The sequence below is a fragment of the Sphingomonas sp. Leaf208 genome, assembly GCF_001421415.1.
Taxonomy (GTDB): domain Bacteria; phylum Pseudomonadota; class Alphaproteobacteria; order Sphingomonadales; family Sphingomonadaceae; genus Sphingomonas.
The window spans coordinates 1-25,200 of the sequence record NZ_LMKH01000008.1; the positions used below are offsets into that span (position 1 = coordinate 1).

Genomic DNA, 25,200 nt, shown 5'->3' on the forward strand with positions numbered 1-25,200 from the left:
AATTCCATCCAGTTCTTTTTATCTCACTCGACGCTGCTCATTTGCGTTAAAGATTCTATTAAATATGAACTGTTAAGAAGGTTAAGCTCTCCCAAAAGCGAAATTCTTCCCCTGTTTTAAAGCGCTTACGGGATAGCCCAGTGGGTGATACCCCGTGATTCGGTGGGTGATCCCCCGATAGTGTGGTGGGTGATCCCCCGAAGCGATAGTGGGTGAAACCCCGAGCCCATTGATGCAAAAAATCGCTTTTCGAGTTGGTTATCCACAGGTTGGGCAGTCTGGCGAACTACGACGCAGTCGGTTACGGTCCGACGGCTGACGTTCTTGGTGGGTGATACCCCGACAATTTTACCTGTGGTGGGTGATACCCCGATAGTCACCGCCGGCCTGCAAGATGGTCCATCTTGGCGTCTACCTGGTCTGTACGTCGGCGATCGGCATCGAAGCGAGCGCGTCGATCTTCCTCCGCCCGCGTCCGCTCAGCGAGGGCCATCGCTTCGGCCTCGCCACGACGCCTGAACATGACGGCAGCGCTTTTATCGGCCGTTTCTGCCGGTTCCATCATGTAATCGGGGAGCTGGTCGGCCTCGATCACCCGTCGAAGCATCCGATTGAACTCCTTGGGCTGGGCATCGCTACCGGTTTTGTCGCGCAGCACCTCTACCCGACATAACCATCCACCCTGTTGCGATCCCACATGCTTGCGCGCAATGCGATACAGCGCTCGCTCCAGCCCTCCGGACAGGAGGAAATAGTCGGGGTGCATGGTCAGCAACGATTTCTCGTTGACGATTCCCTCATAAACCCAGTCCGACAGGGTCAACGTCATACCCCGTGGTTGCTCGGTCTCGGCGTCCGTGTCGAACGTCCAGCTATCTAGCCAGTTGAAGCCGGCCTTCTGCCGGCGTGTCGTCGCGCGGATCGAGGTCGTAATGGAAGTGGTCTGGAGCCGGAGCAGTGCGGCTTGCAGTTCCTGATAGTCCCTGCCGCCTGTGCCGCGCTTGATCGCTCGCAAAAGGTCATAGGGTGTTGTCGTCAACGTACGCGGCAGATCGTTCAGACCCTGCTGCTTCATACGGTTTAGCGTGGATGCAGCCCATATCAGAATATCGGCGTCCCATATGGTCGCCATGCCATAATCGGGGATCGCCTGCACACGCACCCAAGCCTCGCCGTCCGGGCTGCGGTATTCGATCGGCTTGAGACGCTTGCGCTTCTGGAGCGAGAAGAACGGTCTCTCCATCACCTCCCGCTGGTCGCGGAGCGACAGATCGCCCAGCGCCGGGATGAACAGGTCGAACTCGGGATTGGGATCCCGCCGCTTGCTCATGGCGCGAACCTGGTATGGCCCCGCTTGACCAAATACTGACGGAGCAAGCGCTCGGTAACGACGGTGAGCGGTTCCCCGCCCTCCTCCACGCTGAGCTGACGCAACGCACGGTGCATGTCCTCGGGGATGTGGATCAGCACAGGCTTCTTGCCGGGATGGCTGCTGCGCCGCGCCGGTGCGGACAGCGCCGACGCGTTGGCCTGACGTCGTGACGTCGCTACCTTCGGCGGTTCGGGAATCACGTCGGCGAGGGGGGTAGCTGCGGGTGTTGAATCCGCGGGTTCGTCATCGAAGATGCCGGCAAGAGCGGAGGGCTTACGGGCCATTATGCCGCCTCGCTTACTGGCTTAGTCGCATATCCGCTTAGTCGCTTAGCCTCAGCATAGGCGGCGCGCAGCTCGGCCGCCGCTTTGCTCTCGGGATCCGTCTCGGCAGCGGTGCGGCCCTGCGGTGTAGCCTTGTAGAAATCCTTTCGGAAATGAAGCCGGCTGTCGAACACTGTCACGCCCTTGGCAACGAAGCCCGCATGGGCCTCCTGCCCCTCTCCACCCTGATGTGGAACTTGAGTCAGAATGACTGCGAACGGCGTACCGGCCTGCTGCACCTGCTTGACGGTCTGTAACACCGAATGAACATCCAGCCCGCGTGGTGCGACCGGGATGATGACAAAATCCGCCTGCTCCGCTGCAAGCATGGCAATATCCTTGGAATTTGCAGGCGTGTCGATGATGATAAGGTCGATCTTGCCGCTGGCTCGCCCGCGCGAGACGTGAAGCGGCAGGCCGGCGACGCTGCTGTCCTTCACTGTCACGTCTTCCTCGCCCCGACGCTCCGACCAGTAGAGCGCCGAGCCCTGCCGATCGTCGGCATCGAGAATTACAACGGATGCGCCTTCGCGCACTGCCTCAACGGCAAATCCCGTTGAAAGGGTGGTCTTGGATTGACCGCCCTTTTGCGCGATCACGGCCCATACCTGCACAGCTGCTGCTCCTACTAAGCGGTTAAGCGACTTATGGCGCTTAACCGCTTAGTCGTAAAGATGGTTAGTAGCTTAGCCATCCTATGCCTCGTCTTTCCATCATTGCCGAGTGGATCGCGACACACTTACCTATGATCATCAATCGGGCAAAAGCGGCGGGCAAACCGTCTCAGCCATTTCCGGGCGGTCCGCAGGGTCTAGCCGCAAGCCTCGCACTCGCATTTGAGCAGCCGTGCCGCCTGATTGTTCGGCAGCGTCGCCACGCCCCCATTGAGTGGCGCATGGGGAGGGGGCCAGCCGCAGCTAGGATCGGTGGGACTATAAAGGATGGCGTTGCGGAGCTTGGTGGCGCGCATCGGTCCGACCACGCCAAACCAAGACTGGCTGCGACGAAGCGGAGATAGAGCGCGGTCCCCGCGGAACGCCTTAAACGAACCACATTAAGCCACTAAGCCACTAAGTCACTAAGCCACTAAGCCACTAAGCTTGTGGCCCTTTCGATTGGTAGGAATGCTGGAGTTATGACGGCGCTCCCCTGATCGGAGTTTGGTTCCCCTACCTGAAGGCATACGGGGGTGCTCAGGGCTGCCGCTTTGCAAATGTCCTAAGTTTCGGACGTCTCGAATGTCACCACTTTTGCGACAGCATCATGGCGCCAGGTAGTGGACTACAAAATGACTTTTGGAGGTGAGCTGCCCGACATACGCCTTCCCGCAAAGAATGGTGAAACGGGAATTTGACCGGAACCGGCCGTTGACGAGATTGCCCTCGGACGACATATGCGCAGCAACGGCGATGGATTTCCGCCGGGCTATCCGGCCGAACCGCCCTCGCAAGGGCCGATGATTCCTACCAAGCGCCGTAAGGCAGCGAGGAGGAATCGTGCGCGCGACGTTTCGCAATCTCTATAACGAACTGAATATGGCGGCGTTTGTCCGCAATCGTCACGACCATGCCGTGTCGGTCATACGCTGGGCGCTTATCCTGGTGCCGATGGCGGCACTTGTTGGGACGCTATGCGCTGCGTTCCTCTGGAGCCTCGATGCTGTCACGCGGTCGCGCTTCGCGTTGCCCTGGCTGCTCTATCTGCTGCCGCTGGGCGGCTTCATGGTCGGCCTGCTCTACCATCTTACGGGCCGCTCAGTGGAGGGCGGCAACAACCTCATTGTCGAGCAGATCCATGAACCGGGAGCCGGGGTGCCGCTGCGCATGGCACCACTCATCTTCTTCGGCACGGTGGTGACGCATCTGTTCGGCGGTTCGGCCGGACGGGAAGGCACCGCCGTTCAGTTGGGCGGGAGCCTCGCCAGTGGCATCGGCCGCGCTCTCAAGCTCGACGCGAACGGCACGCGCATCCTGCTGATGGGGGGTATCGCGGCCGGGTTCGGCGCGGTGTTCGGCACGCCGATCGCGGGCGCGGTGTTCGCACTGGAGGTACTGGCGATCGGACGCGTCGAATATCGCGCGCTGGTGCCGTGCCTGCTCGCGGCACTGGTCGGCGATTGGACGTGCCTTGCCTGGGGCATCCACCACGGGGTCTATCGAGTCGATGCGATGGTGCCGGTTGATGCGCTGCTCGTCGCCAAGGCCGCAATTGCCGGGGTGGCCTTCGGGCTGGTCGGACTGGCGTTCGCCGAGGCCAATCACGCGCTGGGCGGATGGCTTAAGCGGATCGTTCCTTATGAGCCGCTGCGCCCCGTGATCGGCGGGATCACGGTCATCGCGCTCGTCTATTTGTTCGGCACGCGCGATTATCTCGGCCTCGGCACCCTCGCGGCGACGCCCAACGGCCTCACCATCGCCAGCTTCTTCGGCCCCGACACGCATCCGTGGAGCTGGGCGGTGAAACTCCTGTTCACCGTCGTGACGCTCAGCGCGGGCTTCAAGGGTGGCGAGGTTACACCGCTGTTCTTCATTGGTGCGGCGCTCGGCAACGCGCTCGCCCCGATATTCGGCGTCCCGACCGGTGTGTTCGCCGCGATCGGCTTCGTCGCACTGTTCGCGGGCGCGGCGAACACACCGCTCGCCTGCACGTTCATGGGCATCGAACTGTTCGGCGCGGCCTATGCGGTGCCGATCGCGGTGGCCTGCTTCGTCGCTTACCTCTGCTCGGGGCACAACGGCATCTACCTGTCGCAGCGGCTCGCCGTGCCCAAGGTGCCGGCAAACGGCCTCAGCCCGAACGTAACCTTGCGTGAGGCGCGCGCGCACCGTGCAGCGCGCCGGCCGCACCCCTGATCTGCCAATCCATTGCCCGCATAACCGAAGGTCTGTTCATGCCCGACCATTTTACCGTCCAGCACCGCGAAGTCGGCATGCTGCGTATCTACATGAAACCGTCCGACAGGATCGGAAAGCGCAGCCTGCGGACCCTATGGGGCTCCAAGCCGCTCTACCGGGAACTGATCCAGACGGCCAAGACTGACGGCATCATCAATGCTGTCGCGCAACACACGCACTACGGCTTTAGCAATCACGGCCAGATCCGGGAGCACGGTCCTGAACTGGCCGATCCGCATCTGACGATCTGCGTCGAACTCGTCGGGGAGCAGGACCAGCTCGACTTGTTCTGCCGGAGGCATGGCAACCTGCTTGCCGATAAGATTGTCGTTTACAAGCAGTTGGAGCGCTGGTCGGTTACGTCGTCTTGAAGCTGACTTAGCAGAGCCCTGTGTTTTTGAGCAGGTTGCCCCGGTCAAGTTACGATGCGATAGGGCGAGACGGGTGTTCGTATGGTGATGCGGGCAGGTTTTACGTTGGTCGGGCCGCCAGCGTCGAAATCCTGTGTCCGGAGACCGTCACGATGGGCCACTCGCGCCATGCACACCCAAGCGCTATTCGCCGTTTTCTCGAAAGCCAGTCCTCGGCCGGTCTAGTGCTTATAGGCGCGGCGGTATTAGCCCTCATAGTGGCGAATTCTCCGCTTGGGCCGAACTACGAAACCATTCTCCATGCCTATGTTGGACCGCTGTCGGTCGGGCACTGGATCAATGATGCGCTGATGGCCGTATTTTTCCTGTTCGTTGGTTTGGAGATCAAGCGCGAGATGCTGGATGGCCAGCTTTCGACTTGGTCGCGTCGCATATTGCCCGGGATCGCGGCCGCTGGCGGCATGGTGATCCCGGCGCTCGTGTATCTCGCTTTCAATCGTGGTCCGACCGCTGCCGGTTGGGCTATTCCCGCGGCCACAGACATAGCATTCGCGCTCGGTGTGATCGCGCTTCTCGGTGACCGCGTTCCGGTATCCCTGAGAGTGTTTCTGGCGGCACTGGCGATCATTGACGACCTTGGCGCCGTGATGATCATTGCCGTGTTCTACACGGCGAAGCTGTCGATACCGGATCTTGCCGGGGCGGTCGTAGCGATCATGGTTCTGATAGGCCTCAACCGCTTCGGCGTGCGTCGCCTTACGCCGTATCTGCTCGTGGGGGTGATCCTGTGGGTATTGGTGTTCCGCTCGGGTATCCACGCGACGCTCGCCGGGGTCGTTCTCGCTTTCACCATCCCCATGCAGTGCACGCCCGGTCGTCCCGACAGTGACTCGGACAGCCTGCTGCATACGCTGGAGCATGCCCTGTACCTTCCCGTCGGCTTTCTCGTAGTGCCCATCTTCGGCTTGGCCAACGCCGGGGTGCCCGTGCTGACGCTCCCTGCCGAGGCACTGGTTGCGCCTGTGACTCTCGGCGTTGCCTTGGGGTTGCTGATCGGAAAAATCACAGGGGTGTTCGGCTTTTCGATGCTCGCCGTTTGTCTCGGCCTGGCCGACATGCCGGCACACGCTGGAAAGCGGCAGTTGCTTGGTGTCGCATTGCTCTGCGGAATCGGCTTTACGATGAGCATCTTCATCACCTTGCTGGCTTTCCCCGGTAGCCAGCTTTTGCAGGCGGAAGCCAAGCTGGGCGTCCTCGCCGGCTCTTTCGTCTCCGGACTTCTCGGCTACGCCCTGCTTCGCAGTGTCGGGTCCGTCCGACTGAAGGCTAGCCCCGCGCTTTGAGCGGCGTGCAGATGCGCTTGGCCATCACTGTTTCAATACCAGATGCGAGGAAGAATTCTTGAGAGCTGGCACATTGCCTGCGCCGATCCGTGTATTGCCTTGGTCGATGCTCGCTACGGTCATAGCTATCACCGCATTCGGTCTGGTGACGCTTTATTCGGCTGCCGGGGGGCATCTCGCGCCCTGGGCGACGAACCAGGCGGTGCGTTTCGCGGTGCTGTTCGCAGGGATGCTAGTGCTCTCGCGGGTGTCAGTGGCGACATGGAAGCGGCATGCCTACACCTTCTACGCCGTCACGCTTGCGTTGCTCCTGCTAGTCGAGTTGTTCGGGCATATCGGCATGGGTGCCCAACGTTGGATCGATCTGGGCATCATCCGCCTGCAACCTTCCGAGTTCATGAAGCTCGCGGTCGTGCTGAGCGTGGCCCGCTTCTACGACACGGTACCGCCCGGTTTCATCAGCCGCCCCGCCGTACTGATCATCCCGGTTGCGCTGGTCGGGGTTCCGGCCGGGTTGGTGATGCTGCAACCCGATCTCGGTACGGCGATGATGATCACGATCGCCGGGACGACTATGATCTTCCTCGCTGGTACAAAGCTGCGGTGGTTCATCGGCGCTAGCGCGATCGTAGGCGCCCTGCTGCCGGTCGCATGGGGGTTGCTCCACGACTATCAAAAGAACCGCATCTTGATCTTCATGGATCCGGAGAGCGATCCGCTCGGCACCGGCTACCACTTGTCGCAATCCAAGATCGCGATCGGATCCGGAGGCGTTTTCGGCAAGGGCTTCCTCCAGGGCACGCAAAGCCATCTCGAATATCTACCCGAAACGCACACCGACTTCATTTTCTCGACGATGATGGAGGAGTGGGGGATGATGGGCGGCCTGTTCGTCCTTTTGGCCTATGGCTACCTCGTCAAGTGGGCCCTGAACCTCGGGTTCGACGGCAAGTCGATGTTTGCTCGTCTGGTCGCTGCTGGTCTTGCGATGACGCTGTTTCTGTACGTCAGCATCAACATCGCGATGGTCATGGGTCTGGCACCGGTCGTAGGTATCCCACTGCCGCTGCTATCCTATGGCGGGTCGGCGATGATGACCGTCCTGATCCTTCTCGGGATCCTCATGTCGATCCACCGGGAGCGGTTCCAGACACGCCTTATCGGGGGGCTATGACTCCACCGAATGTCACCGCCTCCGACCGACCCACAGAGCTTCACAGCGGCTCCCAAGCGATGCAAGAGATGGCATGCACACTGACGATGCAGACACGGTGCATTATCGCCTGCGACGCCAGAGCCGAACCCCGGCGTGGCTGGCCTTGTCCTGGCGGGCGCTGGTCGCGCTGGCACTGATCGGCATCGCGCTCGCGGTCCATTGGTTCGATCGCGACGGTCTGCGGCAAAATTCGGGCGAGCCAGTGACGTTCGCCGACATCCTGTATTTCACGATGATTACCGTGACGACGGTCGGCTATGGCGACATCGTTCCTGTGACGCAGCAGGCGCGGATGTTCGATACCTTCGTCGTGACACCGATCCGGCTGTTCGTATGGCTCATCTTTCTAGGTACCGCGTATGATTTTCTGCTCAAGGGCGTCTGGGAGAGATGGCGTATGTCGGTGATCCAGCGCCACCTCGAAGGTCATGTCGTGGTCGCGGGGTTCGGCACCAGCGGGTCTGAGGCGGTGAGCGAACTCATCCGTCGCGGTGCGGATCCGGGTATGATCGTGGTCGTTGACGAGCGCGCCGCAGCGTTACGCACAGCGGAGAGTTGCGGCACGACAGTGATGGAGGGAAACGCCACGCGCAATACAGCGCTAGAGGCGGCCCGTCTCTCCAGAGCCCGGGCGCTCATAGTCTCCGCAGGTCGCGATGATACCTCAATCCTTATCGTGCTGACGGCGAGACGTATTGCGCCTGATCTACCTATCAGCGTGGTGATCCGATCAGAGGACAACGAAGCTATCGCGCGCCAAGCAGGGGCAAACGTGGTCATTAACCCGGCCAGCTTTGCCGGCCTCCTGCTCGCTGGCTCCACGCACGGCGCTCATACCGCAGAATACATGGCCGATCTTGCCGCCTCCGGCGGTCGGGTCGTCCTGCGCGAACGCGAAGTTTCTGCCGAGGAAGTGGGCAAGCCGCTTGCTGACATCACCACCGGGCTCGGTCATCGCATCTATCGCGGGCAGCAGGATTTCTGCTTTTGGGAACCTGAAGCAAGTCGTCTGGAAGTGGGCGATATCATTGTCGAGGTCGTCCCCCGCCGCTGACAAACGCGTGTACCAAAGCCTTGACGATACCGTCAGCCAGCGCGGGAGGTAAGTATTCGTCAGTGGCAGCAGGTCGCATGATCACGCTCATCAGGCGATGCTACGCCATGCCCTTCTGATGTATCATGCTTCACCGAACATCTCCCGTTGGGCCTTGTCCAGTTCCTCGGCGTAGCGTCTTCGCACGTAGGACTCCGACAAGACGCCAAGCACATCGCCGTCTCGGGAAGCGACGGCCATTTCGTCAGCGCCCGCGGCATCAAAGGCAGCCATTACAGCCTTTATGTCAGCATCAGGCGACAGCACTTCTTGTCGGTGAATTGCCAGCGTGCCGACCGGGTCGGTCAAGATAACACCTTCGGCAAAGGCGCTGGCGGTCTGGACTATACCGGCATAGCGATCCCGATCGTCGATTACGACGACGCGACTGGTCGATCCCAGAGGAAACAGGCGGCGAAATTCGGCGACGGTGATCCGCGCAGGCGTCGCTCGCTCCACCTTTCGCATCATGCGTCCGGCAGTCAAGGTTCGAACCCAGCCGACATCGCGCGCGCTCTTGATCGTCTCGCCACGAAGATGAAGCCGCCACGTCGAAAACGAGTAGCCGAACGTCTCGCGGACGATGGTGGAGGACACCAGTGCCGCTGCGATCGTAGCACCTGCAAGCGAGAAATCATGTGTCGCCTCCAGCACCAGCATCGCCATCGTCATCGGACCGCCGACGACCGCGACCGCCAGAGCGGCCATCCCGACTAGCGCCGCATTCTGGGGATCGACCAGCGATTGCCCGGCAATCCAGCCCAATCCTCCCGCATAAAGCTGGCCAAGTAGGCTGCCCAGGAACAGCGAGGCGAAAAACAGCCCACCCCGGAAACCGAAGCCGAGCGAAATGACCGACGCCGCGCTCTTCATGATGAAAATGGCAGCAAGGATCGTGAGAGGGACGCCATAGGCGAGGTCGATGTGAAGCGCGCCGTGTCCCGCAGACAGCACCTGCGGCGTCAGCCAAGCGAGGGGTATCAGCAGCACGCCCCCGACGATCGGTCGCCATGACGTGCGGACAGGCATGCGCCGTGTCAGTGCCTCGACCTCGGCGACAGCGCGCATCAGTATGATTCCGGTTGCCGCGGCAATGGCGCCCAACCCGGCATAGATGAGGTAATGATGCGTCTGCACCTGCTCGGCGACCGTAGCATTGACGAGATACGGTTGCGCACCGAACGCCTGCGCGACGAGGACGCCCGATAGCGACGCTGCGGCGACGGGAGCTATCGCGGCCGGGGTATAAGCACCGATAACGATTTCGAAGGCGTAGAATGCGCCGGCCAGCGGCGCGCCGAACGCGCCTGCGATAGCGGCGCCGGTGCCTGCGCCGACGAGTATCCGCAGATCGGCGCGGCGGAGCTTGAACCATCCTCCGGCGATCGAGGCGATGACCCCGCCAAGTTGGGCGTAGGCCGCCTCAAGCCCGACCGATGCACCGAAGCCGTTCGAGATGATCGTTTGACCGGAAATGACGAGGCTGTCGCTCCGCGACATGCGACCGCCATGCAATGCATTCGCCTCGACGGCGTCAACCATGTGTCGTGCTCGCGCTTTCGTGATCCAGGAGAAGAGTGCCAGCACGACACCGCCGAGCGGTAAAGCGAGCAGCGCCAGCAACGGTATCGCTGGTGTCGCGCTCAACCGCTGGCCGTTCGGAAGATCGAAAAGTAGGTGCTGTATCGTTCGCGCAACGGCACCCTGCAAGACGCTCAGCAGACCCGCAGCACCGCCGATCACAACCGCCAGCAAAATTAGGACCCCCTCGCTTGCGCGCAGGCGCTGGCGCATCCATGATGTGGCCGACCGTATGGCTGTGATGTCCACGCTCAAGCGCCCATGGTCCAATACACGGCGCGGCGCTTCAATCGGGATCGTGCAGGAGCGCGGCGAACATGACCAAGGCGATAGCGCCGCTCAGGATCCAGAGCAGCACGGAACTGGTCCATGTTGTTGCCCATCCAGCACCGGTGATGCTCGCCAGCAACACAATGATGAGCGACGGCACAAAGAGAGGAGAGCGGGGCAGGCGCATGGCGCCGGTTAAACCCAAGTCCTCGTCCCGGCTATACCGATCTCGGTGGTGGCGACTTCGCTGATAACGGATCCGACATCACTGCGCCGAGCCGAGTGCGCTGCGGGTCGAAGCCGATGTGATCCGGTTCCGCTTCCCGAGCAGGCGGTTACAAGACGTGAAAAGGGAAGCCTCGTTGCCATTTGCATTACTATGTCGCTGCGTTGGGATCGTTGCAGGTCTGTCCGGGCTTGCAGCTTGCGTTCCCGCCGGACGACAGCCCGTTTCGCCCGCATCCGTACCGATTACCGTGCAGACGACCACGCCTGCCCGAATACCGCCAAAGCCGGTGCAAAGGCGCGCCCAGCCCTCGGCTGACCTGCTCAACGCCGTCCAGGCGCTTGGCGCAAGCTTCAAGGGTGAGGCTGGCATCAGCGTCCGTGATATCGACGAGGGTTGGGTTGTTGCCTGGGCAGGAGACAGTCCTCGCCCGCAGCAAAGCGTGAGTAAGTTCTGGGTCGCCATCGCTGTCATGGATGCGGTTGACCGAGGCCGACTGTCACTCAGCGATCCGGTGACGGTTACGAGGTCTGACCTCACCGTGTTCCACCAGCCAATCCGGACGCTCGTCGGAAAAGACGGATACAAGACGACGATCGGCGAGCTGCTGCGCGGGGCGATGACGCGCAGCGACAACACCTGCAACGACGTGCTTCTGTGGCGCGTCGGTGGCCCCGCTGCGATCAACCGGATGCTTGCAGAGAAGGAGATTGCGGGCGTCAGGTTCGGCCCGGGAGAGCGGCAGTTACAGGCTCGTACTGCCGGACTGGAATGGCGGTCGGAGTGGGCTGGCGGCTGGGGATTCCTTCAGGCTCGCGCAGCGATGACCTATGAAGCGCGCGACAAGGCGCTGCGCCGCTACCTCGCCGATCCGCTCGATGGCGCCTCAGCTAATGGCGTCACGCTCGGCTTATCGCTGCTCGCTCAGGGCAAGCTTCTGAGCGCGCGCTCGACCGCCTCGCTGCTGACGTTGATGCGATCCAGCAAGACCGGTCCGCTTCGTCTCAAGTCCGGCCTTCGGCCCGGCTGGACGCTCGCGCACAAGACGGGGACGGGCCAGGATCTCGGTACTTTATCGACCGGCTATAATGACGTGGGCTTGCTCGTCGCTCCCGACGGGCATCGGTATGCGGTCGCGGTGATGATCGCGAGCACCCGGCAACCAATCCCCGTGCGGATGCGGCTTATGGGCGACGTTACACGCGCCGTCGTGGCGGCGACTCGGTAATCGGCGAGAGCCGTCGATCTGCGCGCTCTGAATCAGCAATCCCTAGCGATCAGCCGCGCCCGCGGTGGTGACGTTCCAGGTCGCGAGTATCTTGCCTGTCCGGGGGTTGTCGATCGCTACCTCGTCCATCGTCACGCCGACGACGCAGATCGGGCGCTGTTCGGCCCCAGCAGGCTGGCGACAGGACACCGGCCCCTGACCCGGTATGTTGGCGATCCGCCCATTTATCCGGATCTGGAAACCGTGCTCCGCCTGCACTTCGGCAGGTTCTATGCGGACGACCGTTTCATACGGCTTGCCGTTACGCTGGCCCTGTCGCGCGCCGTCGCCGTCGAAGAATTGAGCAATCGCCAGCGTCTGCCCCGGAAGCATAACGGCATCCGTTCCAGCCGGCGCCGGATTGTCCTGTGTCGCGGGACACGCCTCGCTGGCGGTCCAGGGTCGTGGAATCCAGAATCCCTCAACGGGATCCTCTGAGGTCGTTTGGCCCGCGGCATCGAGGATGTCGGCCCTCGTCCAAACGACCGGGGCAACGTGCACGCGGAGCGCCTTGGTCGTCTGATCATAGCGCCAGCGCATCGCGACATCGCTTCCCGTTTCGGCCGGTCCCCGACAGCCGAACGGAAGCCGCAGTTCGAAACGTTGCCCGGCAGTGTCGGCAATCGAACCGGGAATAGTCTGGCCCGACGCGGTCGCATCTGCTGCCTGTGCGGCCAGCGCTATGAGATCGGCGCGCGTCTTTACTGATTTGTCAGGCGTCGAGGGGGCGGCCGGTTCGCGCGCAACGTCGGGAGTGTCCGCCATTGATTTTGCAACAACTGGCTCCACGCTGCGCGGTGACGTTCCGCGCCCGATCAAAAACCCGGTCCCGCCAACAGCTAGAGCGACCGCGATACCGCCGGCCAGGGCAAGACGACTTTTCCGCAAGGTTGGCTCATCCATTGCGTACAGATAGCAAAACAAGCCAAATTCGCATACCCGGTTGCTATGCCTACGATCCACATCGCGATGGCCATGTTGCTCAGCTGTTGCAGCTTTTTGGCTTTACGGAAGTCAACATGACGATCGATCAGGTCCTGACCTTGATCGTGCTGGTCGCGATCGTCGCGGCCCTGATCTGGGACAAAGTGCGCTCGGACGTCGTAGCGCTGAGCGGTGCTGCCGTCCTGCTGATCACAGGCGTCGTACGCCCGATCGAGGTGCAGGGCGCCTTTGCAAGCCCCGCGATCATCGCGCTCGCTTCGTTATTTGTCATCGCCTACGCGCTTGAGTTGTCGGGGCTCCTCGACCGGGCGATCGAAGCCGCAGTAAAGATGTGCAAGCGACTAGGATCGGCTGGCATCTGGCTGATGCTGGGCGCGATCGGCATAGTGTCCTGCTTCCTCAACAGTACTCCGATCGTCGTCCTGGGGGCACCAGTGGTGCGCGATGTCGCCACCGCGTTGAAGCTGCCGCCCAAACGCTATCTGATGCCGCTGTCGTACATCACGGTTCTGACAGGCTGCTGCACGCTGATCGGCACGTCGACCAATCTGCTGGTCGACGACATGGCACGTGTGGCGGGACAGCCGCGCTTCGGCATGTTCGAAATCACGCCAGTCGGACTGCCGATGGCAGTTGCGGGCGCCATCTACCTTTTCCTGTTCTCTGGCAAACTCATGCGCGGCAGCATTGCCGATCCGGCGCCGATTGCAAACGTACGCGAGATCGATGTGCCGGGCGCGCAGATCGGAGACTCATCGCTGTTCGCGGAACATCGCCCGTTCCAGCCGATGAAGGCGGTGATCGCCTTTGGTGTCTTCGTCGGCGCGATCACAATCGCTGCGGCAGGGATCGCCCCGATCGCCGCCTCCGCCTTTACGGGCGCGGTGCTGCTCATCCTGTTGCGGGTCATTACTGCTGACGAAGCCTATGGCGGCCTGCGTCCGCAAATCCTGATCCTGATCGCAGGTATGGTCGTGATCGGCATGGCGATGGAGCAAAGCGGCCTTGCTGCAGAAGCGACCGAGGCACTGGTCGGATCGATGCAGGAGTTCGGCCCCCTGACCGCGCTAATCGTGCTCTACGGCATCACCATGGTGCTCACCGAATTGCTGTCGAACGCCACAGTCGCTGTGCTGGTGACGCCGATCGCGGTCGCGCTGGCCGAAAGTTTGGGCGTCAGCCCGCGCCCTTTCCTGGTCGCGGTAATGATGGCAGGCAGCGCGGCGTTCGCGACACCGTTCGGGTATCAAACCAACGTGATCGTCTACCAGATGGGCGGATATCGCTACATGGACTTCGTGAAGGTCGGCTTGCCGCTCAACCTTATCACCTATGCCGTCGCAATTCTTGCTATCCAGACGTTTTTCCCCTTCTGACGAAGGCGGATCGTGATTTGGTCATCCGACCATGCCCGCCTCACACGATCGGCAGGCGCGTATGGTCATTGGTCCAAGTTTCGCGCCTAGCGAACGGCCCCTGCTATGCGGTCCGGGATGCACGGACGAGATGGTCGGTGAATAGAACCTCTACATTGGATTGGGGGTTAGGGGGGCTCTTGTATCGAACGTGGAGTGGACGGGACGGCGATCTGGAATCCACAACAAATTGAGACGGTAGCGGACCGAATCTGAGGCTAGAAATGTCCTGTATATCCACTATCCTGGATGCATGGATAAGGGTTTAGCTATCGCTGCGCTTGCTGCGCTTGCACAGGGCACTCGGCTCGATGTGTTTAGGCTGCTGGTTCGCCACGAACCCGACGGCATGGCGGCTGGCGAAATCGCCCGCCAACTCGACGTGCCGCAAAACACCATGTCTGCGCACCTCGGCATTCTCGCGCGCGCCGGCATCGTGCGCTCGGAACGGCATAGCCGGTCGATCATCTACCGGGCCGATCGGGACGGGCTGCGCGCGCTGACGCTGTTCCTCGTCAAAGATTGCTGCGCCGGCTCGCCTGAACTGTGCGCGCCACTCCTGGCCGAACTCACTCCCTGCTGCTGAAAGGACGCCCCGTGGCCGTCGATATCGTGATCTATCACAACCCCGAGTGCGGCACGTCGCGCAACACGCTGGCGATGATCCGCAATGCCGGCATCGAGCCGCATGCGGTCGAATATCTCAAAACTCCACCATCGCGCGCGCTGCTTGTTGAGCTGATCGATCGCGCCGGGATCACGCCGCGCGATCTGCTGCGTGAGAAGGGCACACCCTATGCGGAGCTGGGCCTGGGCGACACGTCACTGTCCGACGAAGCGCTGGTGGACGCGATGATGGCGTATCCGGTCCTCATCAACCGGCCGCTGGTCGTCTCGCCGCTCGGCGTGAAGCTGTGCCGACCTTCGGAAGCGGTCCTTGATCTGCTGCCCGAGCCGCAACAGGGTGTGTTTGCCAAGGAAGACGGCGAAAAGGTCGTGGACGCCTCGGGTCAGCGCATCGCCTGATGCTGCTCGCGCTCGCTATCTTCGTCGCCACGATCGCGCTCGTCATCTGGCAGCCCAAGGGCCTCGGCATTGGATGGAGCGCATTGGGCGGAGCGGCGATCGCGCTGCTCGTCGGGGTCGTCTCGCTCTCAGACGTGCCTGTGGTGTGGGGCATCGTCTGGAATGCGACCGCGACGTTCGTTGCGATCATCATCGTCAGCCTGTTGCTTGATGAAGCCGGATTCTTCGAATGGGCGGCGCTCCACGTAGCCCGCTGGGGCGGGGGGCATGGTCGCCAGCTGTTCGTGCTGATCGTCCTGCTCGGCGCGGCTGTGTCGGCGCTGTTCGCCAATGACGGCGCAGCGCTGATCCTGACGCCGATCGTCATCGCGATGCTGCGCGCGCTGGGATACAAGGACAAGGCGACGCTGGCGTTCGTCATGGCTGCGGGATTCATTGCCGATACCGCCAGTCTGCCGCTGATCGTCTCCAACCTCGTCAACATCGTGTCGGCCGACTTCTTCCGGATCGGCTTTGCCGATTATGCCTCGGTGATGGTGCCGGTCGATCTGGCGTCGATCGCCGCGACGCTGATCGCGCTGCTGCTATTCTTCCGCCGTGACATACCGGCGAATTACGATGTGGCGCAGCTTCGCACGCCCAGTGATGCGATCCGCGACCATGCCACCTTCAAGGCAGGCTGGGTCGTTCTTGCCCTGCTGCTCGCCGGCTTCTTTCTGCTCGAACCCCTCGGCGTGCCGGTCAGCGCCGTGGCCGCTACCGGCGCGGTCCTTCTGCTCATCATCGCCGCGCGCGGCCACGTCATCCAGACGCGCAAGGTGCTGGCCGGCGCGCCGTGGCAGGTCGTGATCTTCTCGCTCGGCATGTACCTGGTCGTCTATGGGCTGCGAAATGCTGGTTTGACCGACCAACTTGCCGGCCTGCTCGATCGCACCGCGCAAGGCGGCGTATGGGGCGCAGCGTTCGGTACCGGGATCATCGCCGCCCTGCTGTCGTCGGTGATGAACAATATGCCGACCGTGCTGGTGGGGGCGCTGTCGATCGACGCGACGCACGCCACGGGCGCGATCAAGGAAGCGATGATCTACGCCAACGTGATCGGATGCGACCTCGGCCCGAAGATCACGCCGATCGGCTCGCTCGCGACACTGCTGTGGCTGCATGTACTCGGGCAAAAAGGCATCCGGATCGGCTGGGGCTATTACTTCAAGGTCGGCGCGACGCTAACGATTCCGGTGCTGTTGGTGACACTCGCCGCGCTCGCCATAAGGCTCAGTCTGTAATGCCCCTTCGCACGCTCTCCGATCCTGACCATCTGCCCGCGCTCGATCGCCGCTATGCGCTCGACCGTCCCGCCCTCGGGTTGGGGGCCGGTGATCCTCCCCCGCGCATCCTGCTGCTCTACGGATCGCTTCGGGAGCGATCCTTTTCCCGGCTTTGCGTCGAGGAAGCGGCGCGCCTGCTGCAATTCTTCGGCTGCGAGACGCGCATTTTTGACCCCGCCACGCTGCCGCTGCCCGATCAGGTGACGGGGGACGATCACCCCGCCGTCCACGAGCTGCGCGAACTGTCGATATGGTCGGAAGGGCATGTGTGGTGCAGCCCCGAGCGGCACGGCCAGATTACCGGCATCATGAAGCTGCAAGTCGATCACCTGCCCCTGTCGATGGGCGGGATGCGACCGACGCAGGGCCGGACGCTCGCCGTCATGCAGGTGTCGGCCGGATCGCAGTCGTTCAACAGCGTGAACACGCTGCGCGTCTTGGGTCGCTGGATGCGGATGGCGACGATCCCCAACCAGTCGAGCGTCGCCAAGGCGTTCAACGAATTTGACGACGCCGGCCGGATGAAACCGTCCAGCTACTACGACCGGATCGTGGACGTGATGGAGGAGCTGGTGCGCTTTACGATCTTGCTACGCCCACACACCGCCCAGCTTGTCGATCGCTATTCGGAACGGAAAGAGGCGGGGGTGCCGATCGACGCTACAATCGATCTGTCCAGCATTGCCACCTCACCTCGCTAGCAGGCTGATGTCGCTAAAACCCTAAGTTTCGGACGTCGCGCATGTCGCCGATTTTGCGACAGCGGTATGGCTGAAAGGGAGAGGACTGCGGACGGTCCGCTTTCGGCGAGGCAGGCCGCGATAGCAGACATTGGGCCGCTGCCGCCTTTCCCTAAAAGGATGGTGAATCGGGAATCTGAGATAAAAGGGGAAAACCAGCCTAGCGCCATCCTCTGCCACCTTCGACATTGTGCATCACTGAGTGGGCTTCTAGACGCATCCAATGAAACGCCGGGCTCGCCCACTCTCCAAGATATTGCATTCCATGGCGTTTTTCGTCCTGGCGGTGATGTTGCTGGTCCGGCTTGGCCCGCTCTGCGAGACGATGGCGATGGCCGCGCCTCCGGCTGCGTCCGCTATAATGGACTGCGCCAGCAAATCAGCAGGCGCTCCCATCAAAAAGGCCCCTGCGTCGGCCTGCGCCATACCGTGCGTTGCGGTTGCCGGCGAAACCGTAGAGCATGTCGGGCTGGTTCCGTCCTCCCGTCTATCGCCTTGGCCGGCTCCACAGACCGGCCTTTTGGGCATGGCATACGCTCCGGCCACACCCCCTCCGCAAACCGTGTGACGTCGAACACCATCACACGTAAATTTCGGAGAATATCATGACCAAGTTCAAGCTCATCAGCGCTGCCTTCGCCCTCACCCTGTCGACTGGCGCATTCGCCGCTGTCGCCAATTGCTGCGCCGACATGGCGTGCTGCAAGGACGGTGCGGACTGCTGCAAGGATGGCGCAAAAGCCAAGGCTGCTGACTGCTGCGATCATGCCAAGGGCGGCATGAAGCACGGCTAAAAGCTAGATAGGGGCGGGCAACCGCCCCTATCTATTAGCCGGCTGCGATACGCCGCCACGCCACGGCTACTGATCGACTACATAGCTATCCAAGAATGGAACGGGCCGCTTACCAGCGCGTCCGTAAACGATTAAAAAATGGGAACACCCAAGCATCCCAAGCCGCGTCGCACGCGTCATGAGAGAAATATTTATCCTCGTTCAACCGTGGCATTAGTTGGGCACGGCAGTAATCGCTTCCATTACCCGGCAGTCGGCGATGCGTCCGCCATCGCAGGATCGTGTTGCAGCACTCAATGCGTCGCGAAGCGCGACAAGGCGTGTGATACGATCCTCCACGCTGGCGAGATGCCGACGGGCGATGGCGCCGGCCTGGTTGCAGTCCTGATCGGGATCGGCAGACAGGGCAATAAGCGATCGGATTTCATCTACTGAAAATCCTAGTTCCCGGGCATGGCGGATGAAGCCAAGCTGGCGAACCTGCCCCTCTCCATAGGTGCGACGGCCTCCAGACGTGCGGAGCGCTTCGGGCATGAGGCCGATTTCCTCATAGAATCGGATGGTGTTGATTTTGGTCCCTGTCCGCTTTGCCAAATCGCCGATCATCAACACGTTGCCACTCCACTAGAAACCGCTTGCTCCTACAGTGACTGTAGATCGTAGAGGCACGATATGAGTGCAAGTGAATCCTCTTCATGCGGTTGTTCCGGTGATACCAAACGAGCGGAGCGCGATCCCGCATATCGGCGCGCATTGTGGATCGTCGTTCTGCTTAATCTGGGCTTTGGTCTGGCTGAAATCGTCGGGGGGTTCCTTGCCGACAGCCAGGCATTGAAGGCCGATGCCCTCGATTTCATCGGGGACGGCAGCATCTCGCTCCTCGGATTGATTGCGCTGGGATGGACCGCTCGTGCCCGTTCTCAGGTTGCGCTTACACAGGGCATATTCCTTGGCGCGCTTGGGATAGGTGTCATCGCCTTCGCCCTTTGGCGTGCGATGAATGCAATTGCGCCAGAAGCCGAATTGATGGGCGCTATCGGGATCGTTGCGCTCATAGTGAACGTGACGGCTGCACTAGTTCTATCGCGATTTCGCGAAGGGGATGCGAACGTCACCGCTATTTGGTTGTTCAGCCGTAACGACGCGATTGCCAATGTTGCGGTGATCATCGCAGCCGCCCTTGTTGGCTGGACCGGTGCGGCTTGGCCCGATCTGGTCGTTGCCGGCGTCATCGCGCTCCTGTTCCTGCATTCGGCCTACGAAATTATCCGCAATGCGCGGCGCGAACTCCAATCAACGGCAAGGCCGTCGTCATAATGACTTACCCTATGAAGCTCCGGCACCGGTTGCCCTTCGTCCTGATCGCGGTCGTCGCCGTCGTTCCGTGCGTAGCGCACGCCCAATCGCAAACCGGTTCCGAAGCGACGGTCACCCCGGTACTGACGCTAGAAAAAATACTGGCGTTGGCGGAAGCGTCAGCACCGTCGCTAGAAGCAGCGCAGGCCGGCGTTCGGGCAACAGGTGCGGCGCGCGATGTAGCGGGGCTGCGCCCTAACCCTACGCTGAATGGCGGTCTGGAATATTTTGGGGGTTCGGGGGCATATCGCGGTCTTCGTAGCGCGGAAGCTACAGTCGGTGTTGCTCTACCTATCGAGCTTGGCGGCAAGCGTTCCGCGCGGGTCGGTGTTGCCAACGCACAAGGGGAGCAAGCTCGGCTCGCCCTGGTTATTGCTACGGCCGATATTCGGCTCGCTGTAACACAGGCGTATATCGAAGCCGTAGCAGCCGAGCGTCGCATCACGACTGCGCGCGAGCAAGCCGGCATTGCCGGGGAGGCGGCCCGCGCGGCGGGCATTCGGGTACGCGCGGGCAGGGCATCGCCGCTAGAGCAACAGCGTGCCGACGTGTTGCGCATCAATGCCGAAGCTGCGGTTGAACGTGCGCAGCGCCTGACGGAAGTCGCGCGGGGCAATCTCGCCCGGCGTATTGGTCAGCCCGTAACCGGCCCGCTCGACGTTGCCTGGTTCGATCGCGTGCAAGGTTACGGCCCCTCGATCGCGGCCAGTCCGGGCGGCACGCTGGCATTGTCTGCGGCGCGAGCCGCAGTGACGACGGCAGATGCGCAAGTGCGGCTTGCTCGCTCCCAACGCATCCCCGACGTGACCGTCAATGCCGGCGCACGCCGGCTCGATGCGTCGAACGATATGGCTGCGGTCGTCGGCCTCTCGATACCGCTTCCACTGTTCAACAACGGCCGGGCGTCGGTCGTTCAGGCGCGGGCGCAACGCGATCAGGCGGACGCGATGCGACGCGCGGCTGAGCTGGATGCGGGGCAGTCGATAGCCAGCGCGGAAGCGGAAGTGGCAAATGCCGCGACGACCGCTAGAACCACGGGTGGGCCGGTCCTGGCAGCAGCGACGGAAGCCGCGCGCATTGCCCGCATCGGCTACCGTGAAGGCAAGTTCGGCCAACTCGATCTTCTCGACGCCGAACGCACCCTGTCTGAAACCCGCACGGCCGCGATCGATGCGCTGGCGACCTACCATGATGCAAAGGCCCGGCTTGAGCGGCTGACCGCTGCCGCTCCCGAACTGGCGAAGGACCAATGATGACGAAGACCGGCGCGCGGGTCGTACTATCCGCTCTGCTTCCCCTGACGCTGCTTGCCTGTGGCGGGGGCGGGGAAAAGAAGGCCGACAACATGGCCGGCATGGAAGGGATGGAAAAGGGCGAAGGCGAGAAAGGCGAAGCCGGCAAACCTGCCGATAAAGACGCCGTAAGCCTTTCGGCCCAGCAAATCGCGGATGCCGGGATCGAAGTTGGTCGGCCTGCGATTGGCGGCGTTGCCGGCGCAATCGAGCTGCCGGCCTTGGTTCAGGGTGATCCGCAAGGGGTGCAGGTCGTATCCGCGACGATCGGCGGTCGTGTCGTCTCCCTTACCCGTAACCTCGGGCAATCGGTGCGCCGTGGCGATGCGCTTGCGATCATTGAAAGTCGCGAGGCCGCCTCATTAAACGCCGAGATTGAAGCCGCGCGCGCGCGCTCTGCGCTCGCACAATCGAACCTGCGCCGTGAGCAACGTCTGTTTGCTGAACGCGTCTCGCCGGAACAGGATCTCATCGCCGCTCGAACTGCTGCCACCGAAGCCAACATTGCGGTCCGCCTCGCCCAACAGCAGCTCTCGGCCACAGGCGGGAGCGGGGGTGCGCTGAACCGTGTGGCGATCCGCTCGCCCCTTTCCGGTCAGATCATCGCTCGATCGGCGACGCTCGGTCAGACGGTTGCGGCAGACGGCGAGCTGTACCGGGTCGCCAACCTCTCGCGCGTGACCATCGCTGCGTCACTCTCACCGGCTGACGCCGGCAAGGTAAAGCCTGGAACACGCGTTGAAGTCACCTCGGCCGGCCGCAGGCAGGAAGGTCGCGTGACCTTCGTGTCGCCCGCTCTCGATGAAACCACGCGGCTTGTTCAGGTTATCGCTTCCCTCGATAATGCGGGCGGCACTTGGCGGGTAGGGGAGCCCGTCACGGCCTCGATCCTGCTGCCCTCGATCGGGGATCACAGTATCACTGTGCCGTCCACGGCGGTCCAATCGGTAGAGAATAAGATGGTCGTGTTCGTGCGCACGCCTAGCGGCTTCAAGGCCGTTCCGGTGCAGGCAGGGCGTCGCAACGGCGATCAGGTCGTCATCACCTCTGGCCTGACCGGCAGCGAGCGTATCGCAACCACCAATAGCTTCACGCTCAAAGCCGAACTCGGCAAGGGCGGCGAAATGGACATGGATTGATCCAATGATCGGCCGTCTTGTAACTTTCGCGGTCGAGCGCCGCTGGCTCGTCCTGCTTTTCACCGGGATCGCGGCCCTGGTGGGTGCTCTGGCGCTGCAACGCCTTCCGATCGATGCCGTCCCTGACATCACGAACAATCAGGTTCAGGTCAACGTGATGGCCCCCTCTCTGTCGCCCGATCAGATCGAGCGGCAAGTATCATTTACGATCGAAACCTCGCTCGCTGGCATACCGGGTCTGGAATATACGCGCTCGCTCAACCGGAACGGCTTTGCGCAAATTACCGCCGTATTTTCCGATGCCACTGATATCTATTTTGCCCGCCAACAGGTGGCCGAACGGCTGCGTTCAGCGGAGGAACGCCTACCCCAAGGCATCATGCCGGAAATGGGGCCTATCGCTACCGGCCTTGGCGATATTTTCATGTGGACGGTCGAGCTTCGCGAGTTGGACAAGGTCCGGCATCGCGACGGGGAACCGGGGCTGCAACGTGATGGCAGCTATATCACGCCGGAAGGCGAGCACTTGGTCAGCGAAGATGACAAGGCCACTTACCTGCATACGGTTCAGGAATGGATCGTTGCTCCCCAACTTCGGGGTACGGCCGGCGTCGCCGGCATCGACTCCCTTGGGGGGTTCGATCGCCAGTATCTCGTCATGCCCGACCTTCAACGCCTAGCCGCGCTGCGCCTCACGATACAGGACCTCGCGACCGCATTGGAGCGCAGCAATAGCAGCATCGGCGCGGGCATCGTGGACAGTAACGGCGCGGGCCTTTTCGTCCGCTCCGACGCGCGCGTGCGAACCGCGAACGAACTGGCGCGGACGGTCGTGGCGACCCGCGAAAACGTCCCCATCACGCTCGATCAGGTCGCGACCGTCAAAGCAGGCCACGGCATTCGCACCGGCTCCGCTTCCGAAAACGGTCACGAGGTCGTGGTCGGCACAGCTGTCATGCGCATCGGCGAGAATAGCCGCACCGTCGCCACGGCTGTGTCCGATCGCCTGAAAACAATCAGCCGCTCGCTTCCGGCCGATATCATCGTGAAGCCGGTGCTGGATCGCACCAACCTCGTGAACTCCACGATCGCGACTGTCGGCCGCAACCTTGCGGAGGGCGCGGTGCTGGTCATCGTCGTGCTGTTCCTGCTGCTCGGCAATATCCGGGCGGCATTGATCGCGGCCCTGGTTATTCCTGTCACGGTGCTGCTGACCAGCGCCGGCATGCTACGTGCCGGGGTGTCGGCCAATCTAATGAGCCTCGGCGCGCTCGATTTCGGCCTGATTGTCGATGGCGCAGTCATCATTGTAGAAAATGCCCTGCGCCGCTTAGCGGAACGCCAACACGAGCTGGGCGAACGCCTTTCGCTAGAGGAGCGGCTTGCGATCGTCGCCGCGTCCGCGCGCGAAATGATCCGCCCATCGGTGTACGGGCAGGCGATCATCATCCTTGTCTATGCCCCGCTGCTCACCTTCTCGGGCGTCGAAGGCAAGATGTTCGAGCCGATGGCGCTTACCGTCATCATCGCGCTCGTGTTCGCCTTCATCCTGTCCCTGACATTCGTCCCTGCCGCCATCGCGGCATGGATTGGCGGACGCGTGGATGAGAAGGAAAGCCGGGTCATCGCAGTGCTGAAACAGCGCTACGAACCCGGCCTGGATGCCGCCATGCGACGCCCGAGCATAACGATCGGCGCTGCGGTTGTGGCTGTGGTAGCAGCTGTCCTGGCCTTCTCGACGCTGGGCCAAGAGTTTTTGCCTCAGCTTGATGAAGGCAACATCCTTGTTCAGGCGTGGCGGCCTGCGGGCACCTCTGTCAATCAGAGCCAGAAGATGCAGTTTGCAGTCGAGAAGATGATCGCTCGCGAGCCGGAAATTCGCTTCGCGTTCTCGCGTACCGGCACGTCCGAAATCGCCTCCGATCCGATGCCGCCCAATGCGACGGACACGTTCGTGATCCTCAAGCCACGCGACGAATGGCCTGATCCCAGCCTGCCTAAGACTGAGCTGGTCGAGCGCCTTGAAAAGAAGCTCAAGACCATTCCCGGCAATGGCTACGAGATCACGCAGCCTATCCAGATGCGCTTCAACGAGCTGATCGCGGGCGTCCGTGGAGACTTGGCGGTCAAGGTGTTTGGGGATGACTTCGGGCAGATGAACGCGACCGCCAATCAAATTGCGGCAGTCCTCCGCAAGATCCGTGGTGCGGCTGATGTGCAAGTTGAGCAAACCGAGGGCCTGCCGCTGCTCGATATTCGGCCGAACCGCGATGCGATGGCGCGTGTTGGTGTCACTGCCGGCGACGTGCAAGATACCGTTGCCGCGACGATTGGCGGTCGTGAGGCGGGCATGATCTTCGAGGGCGATCGGCGCTTCCCGGTCGTGATCCGCCTGGCGGAAACCGCACGGGCTGACCTACAGGCGATCGGGCAGATACCTATTCCTACGCCCAACGGCTCCTACGTCCCTCTGGGGAGCGTCGCGGACGTTGCTGTCGGGGATGGTCCAAACCAAATCAGCCGCGAGAACGGCAAGCGCCGCGTCGTGGTGCAGGCCAATGTCCGCGGTCGCGACGTTGCTGGCGTGGTGGCTGACGCGCAGGCCGCGATCGACGCGCAAGTCACGCTCCCTCCCGGCACCTACCTCCAGTGGGGTGGTCAGTTTCAGAATCTGGCTGCGGCGCGCGAGCGGCTGACGATCGTCGTCCCGATCTGCTTCGCGGTCATCATGTTGCTGCTCTATGGTGCTCTCGGCAGCGTCCGCGACGCGGCCCTGGTGTTTACCGGCGTTCCTCTGGCGCTGGTGGGCGGCATTCTCGCGCTCGTGTTACGCGGCATGCCGTTCTCAATCTCGGCCGCTGTCGGGTTCATTGCGCTGTCGGGTGTGGCTGTGCTGAACGGGCTGGTGATGGTTAGCTCGATTCAGGAGTTGATGCGGCAGGGTATGGCGCGGGCGCAGGCGGCGAGGGAGGGTGCTCTGACCCGTTTCCGCCCCGTCGCCATGACAGCGCTCGTTGCATCCTTGGGGTTCGTCCCAATGGCGCTCGGGCACGGCGCGGGGGCGGAAGTGCAAAAGCCGCTTGCTACGGTCGTGATAGGCGGCTTGATCTCCGCAACGTTGCTGACTCTATTCGTGCTGCCAACACTCTATGCGCGCTTTGGACAGGCACGGGCTGATCCGGTCCCACAAACCACCTGACGGACGTATTGCT

Annotated in this window: 23 protein-coding genes and 1 riboswitch; of the genes, 16 read left to right on the forward strand and 7 right to left on the reverse strand. The window is 62.1% G+C overall.

Annotation, left to right across the window (positions count from 1 at the left end; genetic code table 11):
* Positions 1-376: 376 nt before the first annotated feature.
* Genes ASE69_RS05345 through ASE69_RS05355 form a run of 3 tightly spaced genes read right to left on the reverse strand, consistent with a single transcriptional unit; the run spans position 377 to position 2,309 of the window.
* Positions 377-1,330 (reverse strand): replication initiator protein A, encoded by a 954-nt coding sequence (locus ASE69_RS05345; RefSeq protein ID WP_056484083.1) that lies wholly within the window; start codon positions 1,328-1,330, stop codon positions 377-379.
* The gene (locus ASE69_RS05350; protein ID WP_056484088.1) at positions 1,327-1,656 is read right to left on the reverse strand and encodes a hypothetical protein; all 330 of its coding nucleotides are present in this window, start codon (positions 1,654-1,656) and stop codon (positions 1,327-1,329) included. Before ASE69_RS05350 ends, ASE69_RS05345 begins: the two co-directional genes overlap by 4 nt.
* Positions 1,656-2,309, reverse strand: coding sequence for a ParA family protein (locus ASE69_RS05355; protein ID WP_056484091.1), 654 nt, complete (start codon positions 2,307-2,309; stop codon positions 1,656-1,658). Before ASE69_RS05355 ends, ASE69_RS05350 begins: the two co-directional genes overlap by 1 nt.
* A gap of 782 nt (positions 2,310-3,091) precedes the next feature.
* Positions 3,092-3,168: riboswitch (Fluoride riboswitch) on the forward strand.
* Between the two features lie 23 nt (positions 3,169-3,191).
* Here ASE69_RS05355 and ASE69_RS05360 point away from each other — a divergent pair.
* The 5 genes from ASE69_RS05360 to ASE69_RS05380 all read left to right on the forward strand — a co-directional run bounded on the left by ASE69_RS05360 (position 3,192) and on the right by ASE69_RS05380 (position 8,573).
* A complete protein-coding gene (locus ASE69_RS05360) occupies positions 3,192-4,547 on the forward strand; it encodes a voltage-gated chloride channel family protein (RefSeq protein ID WP_056484094.1) in 1,356 nt (451 codons plus the stop codon).
* Between the two features lie 38 nt (positions 4,548-4,585).
* Positions 4,586-4,960, forward strand: a complete 375-nt coding sequence (locus ASE69_RS05365; RefSeq protein WP_056484097.1) for a DUF190 domain-containing protein — start codon at positions 4,586-4,588, stop codon at positions 4,958-4,960.
* A gap of 152 nt (positions 4,961-5,112) precedes the next feature.
* On the forward strand, positions 5,113-6,303 hold the full coding sequence (gene nhaA, locus ASE69_RS05370) for a Na+/H+ antiporter NhaA (protein WP_056484100.1): 1,191 nt from the start codon (positions 5,113-5,115) through the stop codon (positions 6,301-6,303).
* Positions 6,304-6,409: 106 nt separating this feature from the next.
* Positions 6,410-7,477 carry a rod shape-determining protein RodA gene (rodA, locus tag ASE69_RS05375; RefSeq protein ID WP_056484103.1) on the forward strand — a complete coding sequence of 356 codons (1,068 nt, stop codon included), beginning with the start codon at positions 6,410-6,412 and terminating at the stop codon, positions 7,475-7,477.
* Positions 7,478-7,550: 73 nt separating this feature from the next.
* Positions 7,551-8,573 (forward strand): potassium channel family protein, encoded by a 1,023-nt coding sequence (locus ASE69_RS05380; protein WP_056484107.1) that lies wholly within the window; start codon positions 7,551-7,553, stop codon positions 8,571-8,573.
* A 123-nt stretch (positions 8,574-8,696) separates the two neighbouring features.
* On the opposite strand, the gene ASE69_RS05385 is transcribed toward ASE69_RS05380, so the two are convergent.
* Complete coding sequence (locus ASE69_RS05385; RefSeq protein ID WP_056484109.1) at positions 8,697-10,406, reverse strand: chloride channel protein; 1,710 nt, start codon at positions 10,404-10,406, stop codon at positions 8,697-8,699.
* 73 nt (positions 10,407-10,479) lie between these two features.
* A complete protein-coding gene (locus ASE69_RS21825; protein WP_156362171.1) occupies positions 10,480-10,668 on the reverse strand; it encodes a hypothetical protein in 189 nt (62 codons plus the stop codon).
* Positions 10,669-11,008: 340 nt separating this feature from the next.
* Between ASE69_RS21825 and ASE69_RS05390 the strand changes: the two genes are divergently transcribed.
* Positions 11,009-11,917, forward strand: a complete 909-nt coding sequence (locus tag ASE69_RS05390) for a serine hydrolase (RefSeq protein WP_200924122.1) — start codon at positions 11,009-11,011, stop codon at positions 11,915-11,917.
* Positions 11,918-11,959: 42 nt separating this feature from the next.
* Here ASE69_RS05390 and ASE69_RS05395 read toward each other — a convergent pair whose 3' ends face one another.
* Complete coding sequence (locus ASE69_RS05395) at positions 11,960-12,721, reverse strand: hypothetical protein (protein ID WP_056484112.1); 762 nt, start codon at positions 12,719-12,721, stop codon at positions 11,960-11,962.
* 254 nt (positions 12,722-12,975) lie between these two features.
* On the opposite strand from ASE69_RS05395, the gene ASE69_RS05400 reads away from it, so the two are divergent.
* The 6 genes from ASE69_RS05400 (at position 12,976) to ASE69_RS05430 (ending at position 18,201) form a co-directional block, all read left to right on the forward strand.
* A complete protein-coding gene (locus ASE69_RS05400) occupies positions 12,976-14,277 on the forward strand; it encodes an SLC13 family permease (RefSeq protein WP_056484170.1) in 1,302 nt (433 codons plus the stop codon).
* 292 nt (positions 14,278-14,569) lie between these two features.
* A complete protein-coding gene (locus ASE69_RS05405; protein WP_056484115.1) occupies positions 14,570-14,902 on the forward strand; it encodes an ArsR/SmtB family transcription factor in 333 nt (110 codons plus the stop codon).
* 11 nt (positions 14,903-14,913) lie between these two features.
* Entirely contained in the window at positions 14,914-15,342 is a 429-nt protein-coding gene (gene arsC, locus ASE69_RS05410) for an arsenate reductase (glutaredoxin) (protein WP_082452907.1), read from the forward strand.
* Positions 15,342-16,625, forward strand: coding sequence for an arsenic transporter (locus ASE69_RS05415; protein ID WP_056484117.1), 1,284 nt, complete (start codon positions 15,342-15,344; stop codon positions 16,623-16,625). The genes arsC and ASE69_RS05415 overlap by 1 nt, the downstream gene beginning before the upstream one ends.
* Positions 16,625-17,368, forward strand: a complete 744-nt coding sequence (gene arsH / locus ASE69_RS05420; RefSeq protein WP_056484120.1) for an arsenical resistance protein ArsH — start codon at positions 16,625-16,627, stop codon at positions 17,366-17,368. Before ASE69_RS05415 ends, arsH begins: the two co-directional genes overlap by 1 nt.
* A 644-nt stretch (positions 17,369-18,012) precedes the next feature.
* Positions 18,013-18,201 carry a hypothetical protein gene (locus ASE69_RS05430; RefSeq protein WP_041394287.1) on the forward strand — a complete coding sequence of 63 codons (189 nt, stop codon included), beginning with the start codon at positions 18,013-18,015 and terminating at the stop codon, positions 18,199-18,201.
* 213 nt (positions 18,202-18,414) lie between these two features.
* Here the strand turns inward: ASE69_RS05430 and ASE69_RS05435 are convergent, their stop codons facing one another.
* Positions 18,415-18,813, reverse strand: coding sequence for a MerR family transcriptional regulator (locus ASE69_RS05435; protein WP_056484123.1), 399 nt, complete (start codon positions 18,811-18,813; stop codon positions 18,415-18,417).
* A 60-nt stretch (positions 18,814-18,873) separates the two neighbouring features.
* Here ASE69_RS05435 and ASE69_RS05440 point away from each other — a divergent pair, with 60 nt between their 5' ends.
* From ASE69_RS05440 to ASE69_RS05455, 4 genes are read left to right on the forward strand one after another with little or no spacing between them, the layout of a single operon-like run.
* Entirely contained in the window at positions 18,874-19,518 is a 645-nt protein-coding gene (locus ASE69_RS05440) for a cation diffusion facilitator family transporter (protein WP_041394289.1), read from the forward strand.
* Positions 19,519-19,529: 11 nt separating this feature from the next.
* Entirely contained in the window at positions 19,530-20,810 is a 1,281-nt protein-coding gene (locus ASE69_RS05445) for a TolC family protein (protein WP_041394291.1), read from the forward strand.
* Complete coding sequence (locus ASE69_RS05450) at positions 20,807-21,988, forward strand: efflux RND transporter periplasmic adaptor subunit (RefSeq protein WP_156340141.1); 1,182 nt, start codon at positions 20,807-20,809, stop codon at positions 21,986-21,988. Before ASE69_RS05445 ends, ASE69_RS05450 begins: the two co-directional genes overlap by 4 nt.
* Positions 21,989-21,992: 4 nt before the next feature.
* Complete coding sequence (locus ASE69_RS05455) at positions 21,993-25,187, forward strand: efflux RND transporter permease subunit (protein ID WP_041394292.1); 3,195 nt, start codon at positions 21,993-21,995, stop codon at positions 25,185-25,187.
* Positions 25,188-25,200: the final 13 nt, after the last annotated feature.

Coding starts and splice junctions, on each gene's coding strand:
- ASE69_RS05345 (WP_056484083.1), bottom strand. CDS start 1,330: ATGAGCAAGCGGCGGGATCCCAATCCCGAGTTCGACCTGTTCATCCCG.
- ASE69_RS05350 (WP_056484088.1), bottom strand. CDS start 1,656: ATGGCCCGTAAGCCCTCCGCTCTTGCCGGCATCTTCGATGACGAACCC.
- ASE69_RS05365 (WP_056484097.1), top strand. CDS start 4,586: ATGCCCGACCATTTTACCGTCCAGCACCGCGAAGTCGGCATGCTGCGT.
- nhaA (WP_056484100.1), top strand. CDS start 5,113: ATGGGCCACTCGCGCCATGCACACCCAAGCGCTATTCGCCGTTTTCTC.
- rodA (WP_056484103.1), top strand. CDS start 6,410: ATGCTCGCTACGGTCATAGCTATCACCGCATTCGGTCTGGTGACGCTT.
- ASE69_RS05380 (WP_056484107.1), top strand. CDS start 7,551: ATGCACACTGACGATGCAGACACGGTGCATTATCGCCTGCGACGCCAG.
- ASE69_RS05385 (WP_056484109.1), bottom strand. CDS start 10,406: ATGCGCCAGCGCCTGCGCGCAAGCGAGGGGGTCCTAATTTTGCTGGCG.
- ASE69_RS05395 (WP_056484112.1), bottom strand. CDS start 12,721: ATGGCGGACACTCCCGACGTTGCGCGCGAACCGGCCGCCCCCTCGACG.
- ASE69_RS05400 (WP_056484170.1), top strand. CDS start 12,976: ATGACGATCGATCAGGTCCTGACCTTGATCGTGCTGGTCGCGATCGTC.
- ASE69_RS05405 (WP_056484115.1), top strand. CDS start 14,570: ATGGATAAGGGTTTAGCTATCGCTGCGCTTGCTGCGCTTGCACAGGGC.
- ASE69_RS05415 (WP_056484117.1), top strand. CDS start 15,342: ATGCTGCTCGCGCTCGCTATCTTCGTCGCCACGATCGCGCTCGTCATC.
- arsH (WP_056484120.1), top strand. CDS start 16,625: ATGCCCCTTCGCACGCTCTCCGATCCTGACCATCTGCCCGCGCTCGAT.
- ASE69_RS05430 (WP_041394287.1), top strand. CDS start 18,013: ATGACCAAGTTCAAGCTCATCAGCGCTGCCTTCGCCCTCACCCTGTCG.
- ASE69_RS05440 (WP_041394289.1), top strand. CDS start 18,874: ATGAGTGCAAGTGAATCCTCTTCATGCGGTTGTTCCGGTGATACCAAA.
- ASE69_RS05445 (WP_041394291.1), top strand. CDS start 19,530: ATGAAGCTCCGGCACCGGTTGCCCTTCGTCCTGATCGCGGTCGTCGCC.
- ASE69_RS05450 (WP_156340141.1), top strand. CDS start 20,807: ATGATGACGAAGACCGGCGCGCGGGTCGTACTATCCGCTCTGCTTCCC.
- ASE69_RS05455 (WP_041394292.1), top strand. CDS start 21,993: ATGATCGGCCGTCTTGTAACTTTCGCGGTCGAGCGCCGCTGGCTCGTC.